The sequence below is a fragment of the Synechococcus sp. R6-10 genome (genome assembly GCF_047461815.1).
Classification (GTDB): Bacteria; Cyanobacteriota; Cyanobacteriia; order Thermostichales; family Thermostichaceae; genus Thermostichus.
Window position 1 is genome coordinate 1 of the sequence record NZ_JANSHW010000684.1, and the last position, 1,093, is coordinate 1,093.

Below are 1,093 nucleotides of genomic sequence, written 5' to 3' on the forward strand. Positions count from 1 at the left end.
TTCTCGGAGGAGAGGCGCAGGCGGAGAGCGGGGGCGCTGTTCATGATCGGCTCAGGGGCTTTGGGAAGGCAGGGTCAAGATCTCTACACCGGTTTCGGTAACGGCGACCGTATGTTCAAATTGGGCCGAGAGCTTGCCATCCAAAGTGACCGCCGTCCACCCGTCGGAGAGCACCTTCACCTCCCAGGTGCCCTCGTTGATCATCGGCTCGATGGTGAACACCATGCCGGGGCGGAGTTTCTCCCCTTTTCCTCGCTCGCCGTAGTGGGGGATCTGGGGAGCAGTGTGGAATTGCCGTCCCACCCCATGCCCGACAAAATCCCGCACCACGCTGTAGCCCTGGGCCTCGGCATATTCTTGGATGGCAGCGCCAATGTCGCCGACTCTCCCCCCCGGCTTGACGGCAGCAATGCCCCGCCGCAGACATTCTTCGGTCACCTCCACCAGGCGCCGCGCCCGCTCAGAAGGCTGTCCGACAAAGAAGGTTTTGGACGTATCGCCGTGGTAGCCATCCAAAACCGGGGTGACATCGATGTTGATGATGTCGCCTTCTCGCAGGATCTGCTTGGGGCTGGGAATGCCGTGGCAAACCACGTGGTTGACGCTGGTGCAGATGGACTTGGGAAAGCCATGGTAGCCCAAAGGGGCGCTTCTGGCCCCATGCGCCCGCGTCCATCGCTCGGCCTCGTCGTTAAGCTCTTGGGTGGTGACCCCTGGCCGCACCATCGGCTCCAAGTGCTTGAGCAGATCTGCTGCCAGGCGACAAGCCCGCCGCATTTTCTCCAGTTCCCGCGAAGAGAGCAACACAATGGGCTGAGGGGCTTGCGTGAGCTGGTTCATACCCGTCTGCAAAGCGGATCCCAACTGCTCCCCCCATCGCTGGGAGCGACGGCTGAGGTCTGTCAACAACGCTCGCATGTCTTCCATCATGAGACCTTATCTGTGAAAAGCTCTGTGAAAACGGATGGATCTCTGCACCTGCAGACTGTCCAGGATTGGGTTCTCAGTTGGGATTCTGAATCGCCTTGCGCCCATTCACAGACCCCTGCCGGCCATTTTCTGCCGCCGACGAATCCGCTGCACCAACCACAGC

The 1,093-nt window shown here is 60.8% G+C and carries 1 protein-coding gene; it reads right to left on the reverse strand.

From position 1 onward, the window contains the following. Window positions 1-51 precede the first annotated feature (51 nt). The gene (gene map, locus NW837_RS15300) at window positions 52-840 is read right to left on the reverse strand and encodes a type I methionyl aminopeptidase (RefSeq protein WP_011433730.1); all 789 of its coding nucleotides are present in this window, start codon (window positions 838-840) and stop codon (window positions 52-54) included. Window positions 841-1,093 lie beyond the last annotated feature (253 nt).